The sequence below is a fragment of the Pseudomonas songnenensis genome, from assembly GCF_003696315.1.
GTDB lineage: Bacteria > Pseudomonadota > Gammaproteobacteria > Pseudomonadales > Pseudomonadaceae > Stutzerimonas > Stutzerimonas songnenensis.
This window is the reverse complement of sequence record NZ_RFFN01000004.1, coordinates 240,704-261,089: the sequence shown is the minus strand read 5'-3', so window position 1 is coordinate 261,089 and position 20,386 is coordinate 240,704. Positions and strand designations below refer to the sequence as shown.

Here is a 20,386-nt window from a genome sequence, read left to right as displayed (position 1 = left end):
AGCAGGCTGTGCTCGACAAGCGGGGCGAATGTTATAGAGGCTCCAAACAGTCGTCAACAGCAAATTTAAAAAAATTTCAGTTAGATAAAGGAGTTACAGGTGCCGGTCGCTGCTTCGCCTTTGCCACATCGCCACGACATGCGAGAATACGCGCCCTTTCCAAGTCCTCTCCAATGGTTAACCAAGCGTCATGACCGCAAAACTGATCGACGGTAAAACGATTGCTGCCAACATTCGCCAACAGATCTCCGGTCGTGTTGCCGAACGCCGCGCTCAAGGGCTTCGCGCTCCCGGCCTTGCCGTGATCCTGGTAGGCAGCGACCCCGCCTCCCAGGTCTATGTAGCGCACAAGCGCAAGGATTGCGAGGAGGTGGGTTTCAACTCGGTCGCCCATGACCTGCCGAGCGATACACGCCAAGAGGACCTGCTCGCCCTGATCGATCAGCTCAATGACGATGCCTCCATCGATGGCATTCTCGTGCAGCTGCCGCTACCCAAGCACCTCGATGCGTCGCAATTGCTCGAGCGCATTCGTCCGGACAAGGACGTGGATGGATTTCACCCCTACAACGTTGGCCGCCTGGCCCAACGCATGCCGCTGCTGCGCCCTTGCACCCCAAAAGGGATCATGACGCTGCTGGAAAGCACAGGGGTCGACCTGCACGGCCTGGACGCCGTAGTCGTGGGCGCCTCCAATATCGTCGGCCGGCCGATGGCGCTGGAACTGCTGCTCGCCGGCTGCACCACTACCGTGACTCACCGCTTCACCCGCAATCTGGCCGAGCATGTACAGCGTGCCGACCTGGTAGTGGTCGCCACCGGCATCACTGGGCTGGTCAAGGGCGAGTGGATCAAGCCCGGCGCGATCGTCATCGACGTGGGCATCAACCGCCAAGCCGACGGGCGTTTGCTGGGTGATGTGGAGTTCGGGCCAGCCAGCGAACGCGCTGCCTGGATCACTCCGGTCCCGGGCGGCGTAGGCCCGATGACCCGCGCTTGCCTGCTGGAGAATACGCTGCATGCAGCGGAACACCTGCACGACTGACCGTCAACGCTGAAACAAAAAACGGCGCCTTTCGGTGCCGTTTTGTTTTTCCGCCGCCTTATTATTCAGCCAGACGCATTATTCAGCCAGACGCCAGGTTGTCCCGCCTTTGCCATCCTCCAGCACCACCCCCATCGCGGTGAGCTGATCTCGGATGCGATCGGATTCGCCCCAGTTCTTTTCCGCCCTGGCTGCCAGGCGCGCAGCGATCAGCGCTTCGACCTCAGCTGCATCGACCTTCCCCGCCGCACCCGCTTGCAGGAAGGCTTCAGGCTCAAGCTGCAGCACGCCCAGTACGCCCGCCAGCTCCTTGAGACGCGCAGCCAGCACCGCCGCGGCGGTCAGATCAGACTCACGCAGACGGTTCACCTCACGAATCATCTCGAACAGCACCGCGCAGGCTTCCGGCGAATTGAAGTCGTCATCCATCGCCGCAGCGAAGCGCGCAACAAACTCATCGCCGCCAGCAGGCTGAGCCTCCGGCAAACCCTTGAGACCGTTGTAGAAACGCTCCAGTGCACTCTTGGCTTCACGCAAACTGTCTTCGGAGTAGTTGATCGGGCTGCGGTAGTGGCTGGACACCAACAGATAGCGCACCACCTCCGGATGGTACTTTTCCAGCACTTCGCGAATGGTGAAGAAGTTGCCCAGGCTCTTGGACATCTTCTCGCCATCGACACGCACCGCACCGGCGTGCATCCAGGCATTGGCGTACTGCTTGCCAGTCGCGGCCTCGCTCTGCGCGATCTCGTTCTCGTGGTGCGGGAACACCAGATCCGGGCCACCGCCATGGATGTCGAACGTCTCGCCCAGGCAGCAGGTGGACATCACCGAGCACTCGATATGCCAACCGGGACGCCCAGCGCCCCACGGCGAATCCCAGCTCGGCTCGCCCGGTTTGGCGCCCTTCCACAGCACGAAATCCAGAGGATCTTCCTTGGCCTCATCAACCTCGATGCGCGCGCCAATCTTCAGGTCTTCGATCTTGCGCCGCGACAGCTTGCCGTAACCGACGAACTTGCCGACGCGGTAGTAGACGTCACCGTTGCCTGGTGCATAGGCGAAGCCCTTGTCGATCAGCGTCTGGATCATCGTGTGCATGCCGGCGATATGGTCGGTAGCGCGCGGCTCGAGATCCGGACGCAGCACGTTGAGGCGCGCTTCATCTTCATGCATGGCAGCGATCATGCGCTCGACCAGCGCCTGGAACGGCTCAGCGTTCTCGCTGGCACGGCGGATGATCTTGTCGTCGATGTCGGTGATGTTGCGCACGTAGGTGACGTCGTAGTCGCGGTGGCGCAGCCAGCGGGTGACCACGTCGAACGCCACCATCACCCGTGCATGCCCGATGTGACAGAAGTCATAGACCGTCATACCGCAGACGTACATGCGCACCTTGTTGCCTTCCAGTGGACGGAACGCTTCCTTGGATTTGCTCAGGGTATTGTAGATCGCCAGCGCCATCATTGACCCCAGGAGTCACGCAGCGTGACGGTGCGATTGAATACGGGAGCGCCGGGTTTGCTGTCCTTGATGTCGGCACAGAAGTACCCTTCGCGCTCGAACTGGAATCGCTCTTCAGGCTCGGCACTGGCCAGCGACGGCTCGGCACGGCACCCCTTGAGCACAATGAGCGACTCGGGGTTGATGTTGTCGAGGAAGCTGCCGCCCTCCTCGTCCTTCTCGGGATTGGCGGAACGGAACAGGCGATCGTACAGGCGCACCTCGCACTCGACGCTCTCGGCGGCCGGCACCCAGTGAATCACACCCTTGACCTTGCGCCCTTCCGGATTCTTGCCGAGCGTGTTCTCGTCATAGGAGCAGCGCAGCTCGACGATATTGCCCTGATCATCCTTCACGGCTTCATCGGCACGGATCACGTAACTGCCGCGCAGGCGGACTTCACCGCCCGGGATGAGGCGCTTGAACCCAGCCGGAGGGACTTCCTCGAAGTCGCCCGCATCGATGTAGATTTCCCGGCTGAATGGCAGCACCCGTACGCCCATATCCTGCTTGGGATGGCGCGGCAGCTCGAGGTTTTCGACCTGGCCTTCCGGGTAGTTGGTAATCACCACCTTGAGAGGCTTGAGCACGCACATTGCACGGGCTGCATTGGCATCAAGATCTTCGCGGATGGCGAACTCCAGCATGCCGATGTCGACGACGCCCCCCGCGCGATTCACGCCGATCATGTCGCAGAAATTACGGATCGACGCCGGGGTGTAACCGCGACGACGAAAGCCCGAAAGCGTCGACATGCGTGGATCGTCCCAGCCACTCACATGCTTCTCATCGACCAGCTGCTTGAGCTTGCGCTTGCTTGTGATGGTGTAGTTCAGATTGAGGCGCGCGAATTCGTACTGACGCGGCTGCGCTGGCACCGGCAGGTTGGCCAGGAACCACTCGTACAACGGACGGTGATCCTCGAACTCCAGTGTGCAGATCGAATGCGTGATGCCTTCGATGGCATCCGACTGCCCATGAGTGAAATCGTAGCTCGGATAGATGCACCACTTGTCACCGGTCTGATGGTGGTGAGCATGACGAATGCGATAGAGGATCGGATCGCGCAGGTTCATGTTGGGCGAAGCCATGTCGATCTTCGCCCGCAGTGCACGGGCACCATCCGGGAATTCGCCGGCTTTCATGCGCGCGAACAGATCGAGGTTTTCTTCGACGGAGCGCTCGCGGAACGGGCTGTTCTTGCCCGGTTCGGTCAGGCTGCCGCGGTACTCACGCGCTTGATCGGGAGTCAGATCACAAACGTAAGCCTTGCCTGCCTTGATCAGGTGAATCGCCCACTCGTGCAGCTGATCGAAATAGTTGGAGGCATAGCGCTCCTCGCCCGCCCACTGAAACCCCAGCCACTCGACGTCGCTCTTGATCGCGTCGATGTACTCCTGATCTTCCTTGGCCGGATTGGTGTCGTCGAAGCGCAGGTTGCACTCACCACCAAACTCCTTCGCCAGGCCGAAATTCAGGCAGATCGATTTAGCGTGGCCGATATGCAGGTAGCCATTGGGCTCGGGCGGGAAGCGGGTGACGATCTTGGCGTGCTTGCCGGAGTCCAGGTCGGCCTGGACGATCGGGCGGAGAAAGTTGCTAGCGGCGGGAGTCTCGGGCTTGCTCATGATGTCCTTAACGATCAGCGAGTGCGGCTCAGGGTAGGCCGGCCAAATCAAAGCGCTTATCATAGCGGACCCGTCAACCCCCTGACAGAGCAATGCGCCCAGGCGGCACTGCCATCAGCCATTGGCGGCATTCGGTATCGACGACCCCTTGCAGCGGCCTGCCCTGCACTTGGCCAGCCCAACGAAAACGGAATCTCTCCCCGATGATCAAACTGCACACCAACTACGGCGTCATCACCGTCAACCTGTTCGAAGACAAGGCCCCGGAAACCACCGCGAACTTCAAGGAATACGTGAAGAGCGGACACTACGACGGCACCATTTTTCACCGTGTGATCAGCAACTTCATGATCCAGGGCGGCGGCTTCGAGCCGGGCATGAAACAAAAAACCACTCGCGCGCCGATCAAGAACGAGGCCAACAACGGCCTGTCGAACAAGACTGGCACCCTGGCCATGGCTCGCACCATGGAGCCGCACTCCGCTTCCGCACAGTTCTTCATCAACGTGAAGGACAACGACTTCCTCGACCATAGCGCGCCGACCGTTCAAGGCTGGGGCTATGCGGTGTTCGGCGAAGTGACCGAAGGCATGGACGTAGTCGAGAAGATCAAGGCCGTGGCGACCACCATGAAGTCCGGCCATCAGGACGTTCCAGTGGAAGATGTGGTAATCGAGAAAGCGGAAATCGTCGAGTAACGGCGAGTGATCCTGCTGATCTCGGATCTGCATCTGGAAGAGGAACGCCCGGACATTTCCCGGGCGTTTCTGCATTTTCTCGAAACGCGTGCCAGCCAGGCTGAAGCGCTGTACATCCTCGGCGACTTCTTCGAGGTCTGGATCGGCGACGATGCCATGACGCCTTTCCAGCACTCGATCGCGGAAGCCCTGCGCCGGCTGAGCGAGCGCGGCACGCGTATCTATCTCATGCACGGCAATCGTGACTTCATGCTGGGCGATGGCTTCTGCCGCGCGGCCGGCTGCACGCTGCTGAGCGACCCCAGCGTGGTCGAACTGTGCGGTGAGCGCGTCCTGCTCATGCACGGCGACAGTCTATGCACCCGCGACGAGAGCTACATGCGTCTGCGGCGCTTGCTGCGCAATCCGTTCAGCTTGTTGGTTCTGCGCCACTTGCCGCTATCCACACGCCGGAAACTCGCGCGCAAACTGCGCAATGAAAGCCGCACCCAGACCCGCATGAAGGCCACCGACATCATCGATGTCACCCCCGAACTGATCCCGCACGTACTGGCCGAACATCGCGTGCGGACACTGATCCATGGCCACACCCATCGTCCGGCGACGCATGAGCTCTTAGTAAACGGCCAACCGGCCCAACGCATCGTGCTGGGCGACTGGGACCGACAGGGGTGGGCACTCCAGGTAGACGAAAGCGGCTTCCACCAGTCGTCGTTCGAGCTGGGCTAGGCGCTCAGCGGCACGCCGCTGTGAAAGCGGAACTCTTCATCCGGGCTTTCGATGAGTTCGCGCTCACGCTCACGCACCCGGATGATCGTGGCATCCACATCCGCCGCTTCACCGTACTGATAGGCCAACTTCAAGTAATCCTGGAAATGCCGCGCCTCCGATTTCAGCAGGCCGTGATAGAACTTGCCGAGCTCCTCGTCAAGGTGCGGAACCAGCATGGCGAAACGCTCGCAGGAACGCGCTTCGATGAAAGCGCCAATCACCAGGGTATCGGTCAGCCGATACGGCTCGTGGTTGCGCACCAGCTCGCGCAGGCCAGCCGCATAGCGAGACGAGCCGACGTTGCGCAGCGGGATTTCGCGTCGACGAACGATTGCCAGCACCTGCTCGAAATGCCGCAGCTCCTCCCGGGCCAGGCGCGACATCTTGTTTTGCAGGTCGGGCTTGTCTACGTAGCGGAACATCAACTGGAACGCCGCCCCCGCAGCCTTTTTTTCGCAGTTGCCATGGTCGATCAGCATTACATCCTGATTCCGCAATGCCGCGTCCACCCAAGCCACGGGTGTAGCGCAACCGAGAAAATCATTCAGATCAGGAAGCATGTCGAACCCTGCATATTCAGGAACAAAATAAGCGCGCGGTCGCATGGCACCGCTCCGCATCGGGCGGGCATTATACGAATGCCGCGCGGAGCATCCAGCCTTGCTTGACGTACATCACGGCTGACATCCCAGGCTTGTCTATAGTTGACCAACCCGCATCTGGAAATGGAGCCGATCATGCAAGCCATTCGCTGCATCCTCGTGGTAATTGACCCGAACCAGCCACAAGAGCTGGCACTGAAACGCGCCCGCTTGATCTCGAGCGTCAGCCAGTCCCGTCTGCATCTGCTGACATGCGATGCAAAGCATGATCACAGCGCTCATCTGGCCGCACTGCGCGAACAGCTCGAGAGCGACGGACACCAGGTCAGTACGCAACAAGCGTGGCACGACAGCATTCACCAAACGATCATCACGGTGCAGCAGGCTGAAGGCTGTGGATTGGTCGTCAAGCAGCACGTGCCGGACAACCCGCTGAAGCGGGCTCTGCTCACTCCGGAAGATTGGAAGCTGCTGCGCTACTGCCCCTGCCCGGTACTCATGGTTAAAACTGCGAATCCTTGGACCGGGGGTAACATCCTCGCCGCGGTAGACGTCGGCAATTCCGATCTGGAGCACCGCACCCTGCACGCGACGATCGTCAATCATGGTTTCGAAATCGCCAGCCTCGCTGATGGCAAGCTGCACGTAATCAGCGCTCACCCCTCTGCAATGCTCTCGGCTGCCGACCCGGCGTTCCAGCTCAAGGAAACCATCGAAGCGCGGTATCGTGACGCTTGCAAGCAGTTCCAGGAAGAGTTCGATATCCCGGATGCTCAGCTACATATCGAGGAAGGCCCGGCGGATGCACTGATTCCCAGGGTTTGCCACCAGCTCAAGGCAGTCGTCACTGTCATAGGCACTGTCGCTCGCACCGGTTTCTCGGGCGCCCTGATGGGCAATACTGCCGAAGTGGTGCTCGACACGCTGGAAAGCGACGTGCTGGTGCTCAAGCCCGACGACATCATCGACCATCTCGAAGATCTGGTCCGCCACTGAGTCCACGAGCAAAGCCCCTGACGGGGCTTCGCTTCAAACCCTGAGATCCATACCTTCAAGAAGAAAGCGTGGTGCGATGTATCGCTCGTAATGCGCCTCGGAGAGCAAAAAGAACTCTTGGTCGATGGCATCGCGCAATTCCGGAAGCGGCCGGTCACGGAACTCCGGCAATAGCGCAACGCCATACGCCTCCAGCTGCTGGATGACCCGGGCACCGCGTGCAATCAGCTGGTAGGCCCAACAGTACGGCGACTGCTCTATGACGAAGCGAATCCGCCTGCTCTCAAGCTGCTGGCGCAACAGCGGGGCATCGAATACCTCGAGCTTGGCAGCCATGACCTGCGCCAACAGGATCTCCAGCCGCCGCCATACCGCGCGCTTTTCCTCTTCGTCGTAGGCATTCCAGTTCACCACTTCGTGATGAAAGCGCTTGCACCCGCGGCAGACGATATCGCCATAAACCGTCGAGCACAGGCCGATGCAGGGAGTTTTGATGCGCTGTGTAGACATGAGCGAAAGAGGTTGTGGCGGGGCGAGCATCTTAGACTTTTGTCCTAGCATGGTCATCCATCGAAATGATCAGAACGCCTTCATATCACCTGGAGCCCGCGCCAGCCGCGGCTGCAGCCTTACGCAGGAGCGATCGCACCACTCCGCGCAATAGGGACGCCACTGGCACCCGACTTAACTTTATGGCCTGTTTCCAGTAGTATCGGCCCGCCGTTTTTGGCGCCACATTCCATACGAAGCTGTTTTCAAAGCGTCACGAGCACAGTTGAACCGGCTGCCTGCCGGATGCGCAGAATTGCCTTTCCCCCCTGCCCATCCGGCTTCGCCCGCCCGGCGTAAAACTTTGAAAACAGCTTCCGGATGCGCGTCCCGAAACACCCAAGGGACCAATGATGAGGGTAAAAACTGTGCTTGAAGCCTATCGCAAACACGTAGAAGAGCGTGCCGCCCAGGGCGTCGTGCCCCAGCCGCTGAACGCCGAGCAAACCGCAGGCCTGGTCGAGCTGCTGAAGAACCCGCCGGCCGGCGAAGAAGAATTCCTCGTTGATCTGATCACCAACCGCGTCCCTGCTGGCGTCGACGAGGCCGCCTATGTCAAGGCTGGCTTCCTGTCCGCCCTGGCCAAAGGCGAAACCTCCTCGCCGCTGCTGAGCAAGCAGCGTGCAGTCGAGCTGCTGGGCACCATGCAGGGCGGCTACAACATCGCCACCCTGGTCGAGCTGCTGGACAGCGCCGAGCTGGGCGCCGTTGCCGCCGAGCAGCTGAAGCACACCCTGCTGATGTTTGATGCTTTCCATGACGTAGCCGAGAAAGCCAAAGCCGGAAACGAGCACGCCAAGGCCGTGATGCAGTCCTGGGCCGACGGCGAGTGGTTCACCAACCGCCCGGCAGTTGCCGAAAAAGTTACCCTGTCCGTATTCAAGGTCACCGGCGAAACCAACACCGACGACCTGTCGCCCGCTCCGGATGCCTGGTCGCGCCCTGACATCCCGCTGCACGCCCTGGCCATGCTGAAAATGGCCCGCGACGGCATCAACCCGGACGTACCGGGCTCGGTCGGCCCGATCAAGCAGATGGAAGAACTGAAGGCCAAGGGCTTCCCGGTTGCTTACGTCGGCGACGTGGTCGGTACCGGTTCCTCGCGCAAGTCGGCCACCAACTCCGTGCTGTGGTTCTTCGGTGACGACATCCCGAACGTACCGAACAAGCGCGCCGGTGGCTTCTGCTTCGGCACCAAGATCGCTCCGATCTTCTACAACACCATGGAAGATGCCGGCGCCCTGCCGATCGAGTTCGATTGCAGCAACCTGGCCATGGGCGACGTGATCGACGTCTATCCGTACGCTGGCAAGGTTTGCAAGCACGGCACCGATGAAGTCATCACCACCTTCGAACTGAAAACCGATGTCCTGCTGGACGAAGTTCGCGCCGGCGGCCGTATCCCGCTGATCATCGGTCGCGGCCTGACCGAGAAGGCCCGCGCCGAGCTGGGTCTGGCACCGTCGACGCTGTTCAAGAAGCCGGAAGCGCCGGTAGACAGCGGCAAGGGCTTCACCCTGGCGCAGAAGATGGTCGGTCGCGCCTGTGGCCTGCCGGAAGGCAAGGGCGTACGTCCGGGCACCTACTGCGAACCGAAGATGACCACCGTCGGCTCCCAGGACACCACCGGCCCGATGACCCGCGACGAACTGAAGGACCTGGCTTGCCTGGGCTTCTCCGCCGATCTGGTCATGCAGTCGTTCTGCCACACCGCTGCCTATCCGAAGCCGATCGACGTCAACACCCACCACACCCTGCCGGACTTCATCATGAACCGCAGCGGCGTGTCCCTGCGTCCGGGCGACGGCATCATCCACAGCTGGCTGAACCGCATGCTGCTGCCGGATACCGTTGGTACCGGTGGTGACTCGCACACCCGCTTCCCGATCGGCATTTCCTTCCCGGCCGGTTCGGGCCTGGTTGCCTTCGCTGCCGCCACTGGCGTGATGCCGTTGGACATGCCGGAATCCGTACTGGTGCGCTTCAAGGGTCAGATGCAGCCTGGCATCACCCTGCGTGACCTGGTTCATGCCATCCCCTACTACGCCATTCAGCAGGGCCTGCTGACTGTCGAGAAGAAGGGCAAGAAGAACATCTTCTCCGGCCGCATCCTCGAGATCGAAGGTCTCAATCAGCTGACCGTCGAGCAAGCTTTCGAGCTGTCCGACGCGTCCGCCGAGCGTTCGGCTGCTGGCTGCACCATCAAGCTGCCGGAAGATTCGATCGCCGAGTACCTGAAGTCGAACATCACCATGCTGCGCTGGATGATCAGCGAAGGCTATGGCGATGCCCGCACCCTGGAGCGCCGCGCTCAAGCCATGGAAGCCTGGCTGGCCGATCCGAAGCTGCTGGAAGCAGACAAGGACGCCGAATACGCAGCAGTGATCGAAATCGACCTGTCCGAAGTGAAAGAGCCAGTGCTCTGCGCACCGAACGACCCGGACGATGCCCGGCTGCTGTCCACCGTTGCTGGCGAGAAGATCGACGAAGTCTTTATCGGTTCCTGCATGACCAACATCGGTCACTTCCGTGCTGCCGGCAAGCTGCTGGACAAGGTCAAGGGCGGCATCCCTACCCGTCTGTGGCTGGCCCCGCCGACCAAGATGGACGCTCACCAGCTGACCGAAGAAGGCTACTACGGTATCTACGGCAAGGCCGGTGCGCGCATGGAAATGCCGGGCTGCTCGCTCTGCATGGGTAACCAGGCCCGTGTTCAGACCGGCTCGACGGTAGTCTCCACTTCGACCCGTAACTTCCCGAACCGCCTGGGCGACGCCACCAACGTCTACCTCGCATCGGCCGAGCTGGCGGCAGTAGCCTCCATCATTGGCAAGCTGCCGACCGTGGCGGAGTACATGGAATACGCGAAGAACATCGACAGCATGGCTGCCGACATCTATCGCTACCTGTCCTTCGACCAGATCGCCGAATTCCGTGATGCTGCGGAGAAGGCCAAGATCAAGGTCGTCGAAGTCTGATGACGCGTTAAGGCAATGAAAAAACCCCGCTTCGGCGGGGTTTTTTTATGCATGGTTTTTCGTTGATTTCCGACCAGGCAGAGCGCCAAAGCGAGCCCATGCTGCCGCGCTATCGATACTGACTACAACCGATGCCGGCCGGCGCATTCACCGACGAAGCATTCGCCCTGTTCTGCACGCCCACTAGAGCAGGCCCTGCAAGAGGGCATGATGCTCAGCAAGAAAGCGCTTTTTTGCAGACAAAGAAAAGCCCGGGCTAGCCGGGCTTTTCCATGAGTAGCTGGCTCGGATTACTGAACCTGAGCTTCTACTTCAGCCTCAACGCGACGGTTGATCTGACGACCTTCCTCGGTGGAGTTGTCAGCAACTGGGCGGGACTCACCGTAACCTACGGAGTTCACGCGGCCACCCTCAACGCCATACTCATTGACCAGAACGTTGCGCACTGCTTCTGCGCGGCGCTCGGACAGACGCTGGTTGTACTGGTCAGTACCAACCGAGTCGGTGTGACCTTCAACGGTAGTGCTGGTCTGCGGGTACTGCTGCATGAAGTCAGCGAGGTTCTTGATGTCGCTGTAGCTTTCTTCACGAACGCGCGACTTGTCGAAGTCGAACTTCACGTCGAGCTCCACACGTACCAGCTCCGGAGCAGGCTCCGGCTCGGTGTCGACGATCGGAGCCGGTGCCGGCTCTGGAGTCGGTTCTACCGCTGCGACCTGGCGCGCGCCGCCACCGAAGTTCAGACCGACACCAACGCCAGCCATCCACTCGGCTTCGTCCGCATCGATGTTGTACATGCCGTCGACGCTCGCCTTGGCGAAGAAGTTCTCGGTGAAGTAGTACTTCAGGCCGGTACCAACGTTAGCGAAGGTGCTGCGATCGCGACCACCACGGTCAGCCTGACCGATGCTCTGGTGAGCGACACCAGCGGAGACGTAAGGACGCAGACCAACACCCGGCGCGCCGAAATGGTAAGCGGCATCGAGGGAGGTCAGGCTGCCCTTGATGTTCTTGTGGCTGCCATCAGCACCGACCGGATCCTTGGAGGTCAGGTCATGATATTCGCCATAGGAAAGACCCAGCGAAACATCGTCGGTCAGGAAGTAGCTCACGCCAGCGCCGTAGAGCTCGCCGTCACGCTGAACGTCACGCGAGCTATCGGTGAAGTAGTGCTTACCGAACGCTTCCACCTCTACGGCACCCTGTCCTTGGGCCAGCGCGCTGAGAGAAGTGGCGGCAACCATCGAACCGATAACGACGCCTAAGGTGTTTTTAAGTTTCATCCGTAAATCCCCATCTGGTGGTTAGAATCAGAACAATCTAAGGAAACCGGCTGTCTGTATGCCCAAGCTGTTCGCAAGGTATAAGACAAGTTTCCGGAATTAAGTTTCAGCTGTATCGGAAAATTTTTCGCGGAGCTTATCGAGCGCACGCTTGTAGCGCATCTTCGTTGCGCTTAGACCCATGTGCATGATATCGGCTATTTCCTGAAACTCGAGCTCAGCAACAAAACGCAACACCAATATCTCTCGGTCAATCGGATTCACATGTACCAGCCAACGGTCGAGCCCCGTCTTCTCTTCGATTTTCGGGGCTTTTTCATCTGAAGCCTCTTCAAGCGGATCCAGGCTGAGCGCATCAAGCAAACGTCTCTTTCGGCGCTCCTTGCGATATTGAGTAATACATTCGTTATAAGTGATGCTGTATAGCCATGTTTTAAACTTCGACTTGCCTTCAAAGTTCTTCAAGCCATATAGAACCTTGAGCATCACCTCCTGACAGACATCATCGGCATCTCGTTCGTTGCCCAAGTAACGCGCACACACATTAAACAAAGTGCGCTGGTAACGACGCATCAGCTCTTCATAAGCGCGCGTTATATGAAACAGCTCGACATGGGCGTGCTGCACCAGCTCTTCGTCGGTGAGCTGGCGAGGGTCGTAGCGCGATATGGACGAGGGGGTTTTAGTCAAGACGCTTCGAGCCGGCAATCAAAGTCACGGCCGCCATAGATGGAAACCGGAAAAAGGCGACGTACTTTACCAGAATCACATGGCTACCGGCTGCCCACTCTCTGCTCAAGGAGAACTTTATTGGCGACCGAAGCCAGTTCTCCATCGTCGGTCAGCAACAACGTTTTTACCGTTCCAATCTCTTCGATCTGGCCTTCCAGATCAGCAAGGCTGACACGCTGCCCCACCTCGTACAGTTCACGGACATAAATGCCGGCCAGAATCTGCGCGACCAGCTCTCGACTGCCGAGACCGAAAGCCAACGCCACGGCCAGGCCGACAGTAATCAACACGATGGCGATAACGTAGTTGAGAAGCTCTGTCTTGACCTCTAGCTGCCCGATCGCGACAGAGATGCTGATGATGATTACCAGCCCCTGTGCCATTCTCGCCAGACCGTTCGCGTAGTCCAGCCCGACGCTTTCTGCCGCGCCACGAACCAGGCCGCTGAGCAACTGCGCCAAAAGCACCCCGGCCAGCAGAATCAGCGCTGCGCCAAATACCTTGGGCACGTAGAGGGCAAGCATATCCAGCGTCGCCGACACACGCTCCAGCCCCAGGGACTCAGCCGCCGAAACCAGGAAAATGAGCAGCACAAACCAGTACACCACCTTGCCAATCAGGGCCGAGACTGGAATACGTATTCCGGCTCGACCGAGCAGCTTGGTAAGACCCGTCCCCGCCATCAACCGATCCAACCCGACCTTGGCGAGCACCTTGGAGAGCAACGTATCGAGTAGTTTGGCCACCACAAAGCCAAGCAACACGACGACCAGGGCGCCGAAAAGCCGGGGGATGAAGCCTGCGACAGAAGCCCACAGCGAACTCATTGCTGCCAGAAGACTTTGGGTCCAGGGATCGAATTCCATGATCAATCAGCCTTATCGAATGAACAGTTGGAGGTTTCTCGACGAGAGACGGGAGCGAGATGCCCCTTGCCGCCATTGACGGCCATCATCAACGCTTGCAGCCAGTGCCCGATAAGCGCGAAAAGATCACCTGCACCCACTTGGCGGTTGGCCGTCTTGAGAACGCGACCCAGGCAAGCATCATCGTCATGGACAGACGGCTTGTTGAGCAAGTCACGCAAGGATTCTTCGAAGGGATCGCGCATGCACACCTCGCTAAGTATGTCGGCTAGACGGCCTGTGACCGGGTAGGAGTCACATTCAAACCCAACGCAGCCGACGCAGGATCCACCACTGAAGGAGCGCAACACCGCCTATCAGCACACAGGCCACGACGAATCCATAAGGGAAATCGGCGCCGGGGATCCCCCCGACGTTTATCCCGAGCAGCCCTGTCAGGAAGCTCAGCGGCAGGAAAAAGCCGGTAATGATAGCAAGCAGGTACATGGTACGGTTCATTCGCTCGCTGAGCCGGCGGTGTTCTGACTCGAGCACAAGGTTAATCCGCTCCCGAACCATGTCGAGCTCTTCCAAATAGCGGGTTAGCCGGTTGCTGAGCTCATTCCAGTACTCGGTATCATCCTCGGCGAACCAGCTCAGGCGATGACGCGTCAACTGTCCGTACAGCTCTCGCTGGGGTAGCAGGAAGCGACGCAGCCCAGCCGCCTGCCTGCGCAAGGAGAGCATCGAATCGTGCTCCGGCGTGTAGCGTTCGTTACTTTCGAGCGCCTCCTCTTCGGCGTCGATCCGCTCACCCAGTTGCATGACCAGGTCGTCTACGCGGTCCGTCATCGCCTCAGCCAGATAGAGAAGAAGCTCGGACGCCGACTTCGGCCCCCTTCCCTCCGTCAGCAACCGAATCACCACTTCAGTTGAGCGCAGCGGCCTCAGTCGAAGGGAGATGACCCGCTGCCGATCGGCGAAGACGCGTACGGAAACCATGTCCTCCGGCTCTGCGTCGGGATTCAGGTTCACCCCGCGCAAGAATAGAAGCAGCTCTTCATGTGGAAGCGTCAGCATGCGCGGCCGAGTGTTTTCCTCGAGCAGAACGTCACAGGCGAAAGGACTGAGCCGGCTGTGCCTACGCAGCCACTCATGCGCCTGCGGCTGACCACGATCCCAGTGCAACCAGATGCTCTCGTCTGCAGCAAGCTGGAGCTCAGCCAGATCGCTGTAACCGACCTGTCGTGCGCCACCGCTGCCATCTAAAACGAAGGCATGGATCAACCCGCACTGCTCGTTTTCGGTTTCCCGCATTTATCCGTTCCGTCGTTGCTCATGAAAAGCCCGGCTTCGCCGGGCTCAAGGGTAATGACTGACGCAGCCGGTTTTTAGCGGCCTTTTACTCCGGCATCGACAGCGGCTCAGGCGACACGATGATGCCGTTGTTGTCGGCATACACATACTCGCCCGGGCGGAATGTCACGCCGCAGAAGGTCACCGGCACATTGAGATCACCGATGCCACGCTTGTCGGTTTTCATCGGATGACTGGCCAGGGCCTGAACGCCAAGCTCTGTCTGCGCGAGGACATCGACATCCCGTACACAACCATAGATGACCAGACCTTCCCAGCCGTTGCGTGCCGCTTTCTCTGCAAGCATGTCGCCCAGCAACGCGCGACGGAGCGAGCCGCCACCATCGACCACCAGCACCTTGCCGGTACCGTCGACATCAACCTGATCCTTGACCAGGGAATTGTCCTCGAAGCATTTGATGGTCACGATCTCACCACCAAAGGAATCGCGGCCACCGAAGTTGCTGAACAGCGGTTCAACGACTTGCACGAGATCCGGATAGGCGTCGCACAGATCAGGCGTGACGTATTGCATGGGAAGCTCCTTCTGCTTGGAAATTACGGCGACATCCAGCGTACAGCCATATAGGCGCGCATATTAGCCGCTGGACGCGCCAGGCGGAACGAAATCGCTGGAATGGCGGTTAGCAGCGCCAACAAAAACGGGGCTGACGCCCCGTTTTCGTTACCGACTCAACCGTCAGATCTCACGGTCGGCGAGGAAGAACCAGGTGTCGAGAACCGAATCCGGGTTGAGGGATACGCTCTCGATGCCCTGTTCCATCAGCCACTTGGCCAGGTCTGGGTGATCCGATGGGCCCTGACCACAGATGCCGATGTACTTGCCGGCCTTGTTGCACGCCTGGATGGCGTTGGCGAGCAGCTTCTTCACCGCCGGGTTACGCTCATCGAACAAGTGGGCAATGATGCCGGAGTCACGGTCCAGACCAAGGGTCAGCTGAGTCATGTCGTTCGAGCCAATGGAGAAGCCATCGAAGAACTCCAGGAACTCATCCGCCAGCAGAGCGTTGGAAGGCAGCTCGCACATCATGATGACGCGCAGGCCATTCTCGCCGCGCTTGAGGCCGTACTTCGCCAGCAGATCGATGACCTGCGACGCTTCGCCCAGGGTGCGGACGAAAGGCACCATCAGCTCGACGTTGGTCAGGCCCATCACGTCGCGGACCTTCTTCATCGCACGGCATTCGAGCTCGAAGCAGTCACGGAACGAGTCACTGATGTAACGTGAGGCACCGCGGAAGCCCAGCATCGGGTTTTCTTCTTCCGGCTCGTACAGCTTGCCGCCGATGAGGTTGGCGTACTCGTTGGACTTGAAGTCCGACAGGCGCACGATGACCTTCTTCGGCCAAAACGCCGCGGCCAGGGTACTGACGCCCTCGACCAGTTTCTCGACGTAGAAGTTGACCGGATCGTCGTAACCGGCAATGCGCTTCTCGACGCTGCTCTTCACGTCGGCCGGCAGGCCATCGAAGTTCAGCAGCGCCTTGGGGTGCACGCCGATCATGCGGTTGATGATGAACTCGAGACGGGCCAGGCCGACGCCTTCGTTCGGCAGGTGTGCAAAGTCGAAGGCGCGGTCCGGGTTACCAACGTTCATCATGATCTTGAACGGCAGTTCCGGCATGGCGTCGATGGAGTTCTGGCGGATGTCGAAGCCCAGCTCACCGTCGAAGATCAGGCCGGTGTCGCCTTCGGCGCAGGAAACGGTGACGCGCTGGCCGTCCTTCAGCAGTTCGGTGGCGTTACCGCAACCAACGACCGCCGGGATCCCCAGTTCGCGGGCAATGATCGCCGCATGACAGGTACGCCCGCCGCGGTTGGTGACGATGGCGCTGGCGCGCTTCATCACCGGTTCCCAATCCGGGTCGGTCATGTCGGAAACCAGCACGTCGCCCGGCTGGACCTTGTCCATTTCGCTGACGTCGTGGATGACCTTGACCGGGCCGGCGCCAATACGCTGGCCGATGGCGCGACCCTCGACCAGTACGGTGCCCTTCTCCTTCAGCAGGTAGCGCTCCATGACGTTGGCGCTGCTGCGGCTCTTAACGGTTTCCGGACGCGCCTGGACGATATAGAGCTGATTGTCATCGCCATCTTTGGCCCACTCGATGTCCATCGGACGACCGTAGTGCTTCTCGATGGTCATGGCCTGTTTGGCGAGGTTGGTCACTTCTTCGTCGGTCAGGCAGAAGCGCATGCGATCGGCCTGGTCGACATCGACCGTCTTGACCGACTTGCCGGCGCTGGCTTCGGCGCCGTAGACCATCTTGATCGCCTTGCTGCCCAGGTTGCGGCGCAGGATGGCCGGGCGACCGGCTTCCAGCGTGTGCTTGTGCACGTAGAATTCGTCCGGATTGACCGCGCCCTGAACGACGGTCTCACCCAGGCCGTAGGCACCGGTGATGAACACCACGTCACGGAAGCCGGATTCGGTATCCAGCGTGAACATGACGCCTGCAGTGCCGGTTTCCGAACGCACCATGCGTTGCACACCGGCAGACAAGGCGACCAGCTTGTGATCGAAGCCCTGGTGCACGCGGTAGGCAATGGCACGGTCATTGAACAGGGAGGCGAACACTTCCTTGGTCGCGCGGATCACATTGTCCACGCCACGGATGTTGAGGAAGGTTTCCTGTTGACCGGCGAACGAGGCATCCGGCAAGTCTTCTGCGGTAGCCGAGGAGCGCACCGCGACCGCCATGTTGTCATTGCCGCCGGACATTTCCGCGAAGGCGGTGCGGATGTCTGCATCCAGTTGAGGCGGGAATTCAGCTTCCATGACCCAGCCGCGAATCTGCGCGCCGGCTTTGGCGAGGGCATTGACGTCATCCACGTCCAGCGCATCGAGAAGCGCATGGATCTGCTCGTTGAGACCGCTGAGCTCCATGAAATCACGATAGGCCTGGGCCGTAGTGGCGAAACCGCCAGGCACCGAAACACCCGCGCCTGCGAGGTTGCTGATCATCTCGCCGAGGGAGGCGTTCTTGCCCCCTACACGCTCAACGTCATGATTGCCGAGCTTATCGAGGGAAACTACGTACTCTACCAAGGTGATCTCTCCACATTAGTGTTGGAAACTCAACCGGAGCCTGGCCGCACGACTGTGGCCCGACCCTGCAAAATAAGTAACAATGCCCGCCAACCGGGCTCGGCGAAGGGCCTACTATAGCTGGGAACCGTTCTCGACTTAAGGCCCAAGGCACATGAAACGAACTGCTTTCTTCATTTCGGACGGCACAGGCATCACCGCGGAAACCCTGGGCCAGAGTCTTCTGGCACAGTTCGAGAACATAACCTTCACGAAACTGACCCGCCCGTACATAGACACCGCGGAAAAAGCGCGGGCCATGGTACAGCAAATCAATAATGCCGCGGAAAAGGACGGTGGCCGGCCGATCATCTTCGACACGCTGGTGAACCAGGAAATCCGTGACATTCTGGCCGAATCCAATGGCTTCATGATCGACATCTTCTCTTCGTTCCTTGCTCCGCTGGAACATGAGCTGATGTCACGTTCCTCGTATTCCGTTGGTAAATCCCACTCCATTAGCCACAACGCCAACTACATGGAGCGTATCGACGCGGTCAACTTCGCGCTCGATAACGACGATGGCGCCCGCACCCGCTATTACGACAAGGCGGATCTGATCCTCGTCGGCGTTTCCCGCTGCGGCAAGACGCCTACCTGCCTGTATATGGCGATGCAGTACGGCATCCGCGCTGCCAACTACCCATTGACCGAAGACGACATGGAGCGTCTGCAGCTGCCCAGCGTGCTCAAGGAGTACAAGGACAAGCTGTTCGGCCTGACCATCGATCCCGACCGCCTGGCAGCCATTCGCCACGAGCGTAAACCCAACAGTCGTTACGCCAGTTTCGCTCAGTGCGAGTTCGAAGTTCGCGAGGTGGAAAACCTCTTCCGCCGCGAGAACATCAACTACATCAACTCGACCCATTTCTCCGTCGAAGAAATCTCGGCAAAGATTCTCGTGGAAAAGGGCGTCGAACGTCGACTCAAATAACCGCCGCTTCGCTAGACAACAAAAAGTCCGCTTGGTGCGGACTTTTTGCGTTTTTTCAACCGGAAGAATTTGCTTTCCGGCAACTTAAGCGCATCAGAACGCGTCGCCTGGCACGCGCACCCAGCCTTCCATCAATACCCGCGCGCTGCGACTCATGATCGCTTTCGTAACAGTCCACTGGCCGTCGATCTGCTTCGCCTCGGCTCCGACCCGCAGCGTGCCGGACGGATGCCCGAAGCGCACGGCCTGACGCTCGCCACCACCCGCTGCGAGATTGACCAGCGTACCGGGCACCGCCGCCGCCGTGCCGATGGCCACCGCACAGGTGCCCATCATGGCGTGGTGCAGCTTGCCCATGGACAGCGCACGCACGAGCAGATCGACCTCAGCTGCCTCGATGTTCTTGCCGGACGACGCGCGGTAGCTTTTCGGCTGGGAAACGAACGCAACCTTCGGCGTGTGCTGACGGGTCAGCGCCTCTTCAGCGGTCTTGATCAAGCCCATGCGCAGCGCTCCGGCTACGCGGATCGCTTCCAGACGCGCCAGCGCCTCAGGATTGCCGTTGATGTCCTCGCGCAGCTCGGTGCCCTGATAGCCGATATCCTCGGCATTGACAAACACCGTCGGAATCCCCGCGCTGATCATGGTCGCCTTGAGCGTACCGATGCCGGGCACCTCCAGCTCATCGACCAGGTTGCCGGTTGGGAACATCGAACCGCCCTCCTCGCCGTCATCCGACGGATCAAGGAATTCGAGCACGATCTCGGCAGCCGGAAAGGTCACGCCGTCCAGCTCGAAGTCGCCGGTTTCCTGCACCTGGCCGTCGGTGACCGGTACGTGGGCAATGATGGTCTTGCCGATGTTGGCCTGCCAGATCCGCACTACACAGGTACCGTTCTGCGGAATGCGCTCCGCATCCACCAGGCCGGCATGCAGCGCAAAGGCACCGGCACCAGTCGACAGGTTGCCGCAGTTGCCGCTCCAGTCGACGAAGGGCTTGTCGATCGACACCTGACCATAGAGGTATTCGACGTCGTGATCCGGCCGACTGCTTTTCGAAAGGATGACGCATTTGCTGGTACTGGACGTGGCGCCACCCATGCCGTCGATATGCGCGGAATACGGGTCGGGGCTGCCGATCACACGCATGAACAGCTTGTCGCGTGCCACGCCTGGCACCTGGCAGTTTTCCGGCAGGTCCTGCAGCCGGAAGAACACACCCTTGCTGGTGCCGCCACGCATATAGGTCGCGGGAATTCTGACCTGGGATACATGAGCCATGGAAATCTCGTCCTCATGAAACCGCTGCCACCAGCTGGCCGCAGCGCAGATGAAAGATGCAAGCGCCGCCCCGCTT

At 59.8% G+C, this 20,386-nt stretch carries 18 protein-coding genes; 6 read left to right on the top strand and 12 right to left on the bottom strand.

The window, feature by feature from the left end; translation table 11 throughout:
* Positions 1-190: 190 nt before the first annotated feature.
* Positions 191-1,045, top strand: coding sequence for a bifunctional methylenetetrahydrofolate dehydrogenase/methenyltetrahydrofolate cyclohydrolase FolD (folD, locus tag EA798_RS13430; protein WP_106154944.1), 855 nt, complete (start codon positions 191-193; stop codon positions 1,043-1,045).
* 78 nt (positions 1,046-1,123) lie between these two features.
* On the opposite strand, the gene cysS is transcribed toward folD, so the two are convergent.
* Both cysS and EA798_RS13420 read right to left on the bottom strand, forming a co-directional pair.
* Positions 1,124-2,509 (bottom strand): cysteine--tRNA ligase, encoded by a 1,386-nt coding sequence (cysS, locus tag EA798_RS13425; protein WP_122099349.1) that lies wholly within the window; start codon positions 2,507-2,509, stop codon positions 1,124-1,126.
* A complete protein-coding gene (locus tag EA798_RS13420) occupies positions 2,509-4,176 on the bottom strand; it encodes a glutamine--tRNA ligase/YqeY domain fusion protein (RefSeq protein ID WP_122099348.1) in 1,668 nt (555 codons plus the stop codon). The genes cysS and EA798_RS13420 overlap by 1 nt, the downstream gene beginning before the upstream one ends.
* Positions 4,177-4,379: 203 nt before the next feature.
* On the opposite strand from EA798_RS13420, the gene EA798_RS13415 reads away from it, so the two are divergent.
* Together EA798_RS13415 and lpxH are read left to right on the top strand one after the other, a co-directional pair.
* A complete protein-coding gene (locus EA798_RS13415; protein WP_015277094.1) occupies positions 4,380-4,874 on the top strand; it encodes a peptidylprolyl isomerase in 495 nt (164 codons plus the stop codon).
* A gap of 6 nt (positions 4,875-4,880) precedes the next feature.
* Positions 4,881-5,603: a UDP-2,3-diacylglucosamine diphosphatase gene (lpxH, locus tag EA798_RS13410; RefSeq protein WP_122099274.1), complete on the top strand. Its 723-nt coding sequence runs from the start codon at positions 4,881-4,883 to the stop codon at positions 5,601-5,603.
* Here the strand turns inward: lpxH and EA798_RS13405 are convergent.
* The gene (locus EA798_RS13405; protein WP_122099347.1) at positions 5,600-6,205 is read right to left on the bottom strand and encodes a MiaE family protein; all 606 of its coding nucleotides are present in this window, start codon (positions 6,203-6,205) and stop codon (positions 5,600-5,602) included. The genes lpxH and EA798_RS13405 overlap by 4 nt on opposite strands.
* Before the next feature lie 177 nt (positions 6,206-6,382).
* Between EA798_RS13405 and EA798_RS13400 the strand changes: the two genes are divergently transcribed.
* On the top strand, positions 6,383-7,243 hold the full coding sequence (locus EA798_RS13400) for a universal stress protein (protein WP_122099346.1): 861 nt from the start codon (positions 6,383-6,385) through the stop codon (positions 7,241-7,243).
* Between the two features lie 33 nt (positions 7,244-7,276).
* On the opposite strand, the gene EA798_RS13395 is transcribed toward EA798_RS13400, so the two are convergent.
* Entirely contained in the window at positions 7,277-7,753 is a 477-nt protein-coding gene (locus tag EA798_RS13395; protein ID WP_106154947.1) for a DUF1289 domain-containing protein, read from the bottom strand.
* Between the two features lie 407 nt (positions 7,754-8,160).
* On the opposite strand from EA798_RS13395, the gene acnB reads away from it, so the two are divergent.
* A complete protein-coding gene (acnB, locus tag EA798_RS13390; protein ID WP_106154948.1) occupies positions 8,161-10,770 on the top strand; it encodes a bifunctional aconitate hydratase 2/2-methylisocitrate dehydratase in 2,610 nt (869 codons plus the stop codon).
* A gap of 290 nt (positions 10,771-11,060) precedes the next feature.
* Here acnB and EA798_RS13385 read toward each other — a convergent pair whose 3' ends face one another.
* From EA798_RS13385 to ppsA, 7 genes are all read right to left on the bottom strand, one after another.
* Positions 11,061-12,053, bottom strand: coding sequence for an OmpA family protein (locus EA798_RS13385; RefSeq protein WP_122099273.1), 993 nt, complete (start codon positions 12,051-12,053; stop codon positions 11,061-11,063).
* Between the two features lie 99 nt (positions 12,054-12,152).
* Positions 12,153-12,743 (bottom strand): RNA polymerase sigma factor SigX, encoded by a 591-nt coding sequence (gene sigX / locus EA798_RS13380; RefSeq protein ID WP_013982740.1) that lies wholly within the window; start codon positions 12,741-12,743, stop codon positions 12,153-12,155.
* A gap of 83 nt (positions 12,744-12,826) precedes the next feature.
* Positions 12,827-13,651: a mechanosensitive ion channel family protein gene (locus tag EA798_RS13375; protein ID WP_106154950.1), complete on the bottom strand. Its 825-nt coding sequence runs from the start codon at positions 13,649-13,651 to the stop codon at positions 12,827-12,829.
* Between the two features lie 2 nt (positions 13,652-13,653).
* The gene (locus EA798_RS13370) at positions 13,654-13,896 is read right to left on the bottom strand and encodes a CrfX protein (RefSeq protein WP_122099272.1); all 243 of its coding nucleotides are present in this window, start codon (positions 13,894-13,896) and stop codon (positions 13,654-13,656) included.
* A gap of 55 nt (positions 13,897-13,951) precedes the next feature.
* On the bottom strand, positions 13,952-14,947 hold the full coding sequence (locus tag EA798_RS13365) for a zinc transporter ZntB (protein ID WP_122099271.1): 996 nt from the start codon (positions 14,945-14,947) through the stop codon (positions 13,952-13,954).
* Positions 14,948-15,032: 85 nt separating this feature from the next.
* The gene (gene rraA / locus EA798_RS13360) at positions 15,033-15,521 is read right to left on the bottom strand and encodes a ribonuclease E activity regulator RraA (protein WP_014820312.1); all 489 of its coding nucleotides are present in this window, start codon (positions 15,519-15,521) and stop codon (positions 15,033-15,035) included.
* A 165-nt stretch (positions 15,522-15,686) separates the two neighbouring features.
* Positions 15,687-18,056, bottom strand: coding sequence for a phosphoenolpyruvate synthase (gene ppsA / locus EA798_RS13355; protein ID WP_106154953.1), 2,370 nt, complete (start codon positions 18,054-18,056; stop codon positions 15,687-15,689).
* A 154-nt stretch (positions 18,057-18,210) separates the two neighbouring features.
* On the opposite strand from ppsA, the gene ppsR reads away from it, so the two are divergent.
* Positions 18,211-19,029 (top strand): posphoenolpyruvate synthetase regulatory kinase/phosphorylase PpsR, encoded by an 819-nt coding sequence (gene ppsR / locus EA798_RS13345; RefSeq protein ID WP_015277106.1) that lies wholly within the window; start codon positions 18,211-18,213, stop codon positions 19,027-19,029.
* Positions 19,030-19,122: 93 nt separating this feature from the next.
* On the opposite strand, the gene prpF is transcribed toward ppsR, so the two are convergent.
* Entirely contained in the window at positions 19,123-20,310 is a 1,188-nt protein-coding gene (prpF, locus tag EA798_RS13340; protein ID WP_122099270.1) for a 2-methylaconitate cis-trans isomerase PrpF, read from the bottom strand.
* Between the last annotated feature and the right edge of the window lie 76 nt (positions 20,311-20,386).